At 63.8% G+C, this 287-nt stretch carries 1 pseudogene; it reads right to left on the bottom strand.

Features of this window, described 5'->3' with window-relative positions:
* Nucleotides 1–287, bottom strand: a pseudogene (locus tag P0G09_RS20570) (hydroxylamine reductase); the annotation flags it as partial.

Raw genomic sequence — 287 nt, 5'->3', positions numbered from 1 at the left:
GTTAGCGGCGTCCAGCAGCTCCATGCAGCGGTAGCTGGCCTTGCCGGTCTTCTGCACCAGTGCCCAGAGGGCATCGATGGAGCATTCGCTGCCACCGGCCTGCAATACTTCGCAGAAGAAGCGGTCCAGCTCCGGGTCGATGCGGCCCAGCACCCGCGCATGGTAATTGTACGCTGCCATGCCGCGCAGGCTGACCAGGACGAACGATTTCAGACTGCGGATGTCCTCGTTCGGCTCGTGCCAGAGGTTTGCCATGTCGTAGTCGAACCCGATGCCGGGGCAGGCCG

Origin of the sequence: Faecalibacterium sp. DFI.5.82 (assembly GCF_029076575.1) — a bacterium.
In the GTDB taxonomy this organism is placed as follows: domain Bacteria; phylum Bacillota; class Clostridia; order Oscillospirales; family Ruminococcaceae; genus Faecalibacterium; species Faecalibacterium duncaniae.
The sequence above is the reverse complement of the archived record's forward strand: the minus strand, read 5'-3'. Positions and strand labels throughout refer to the sequence as shown.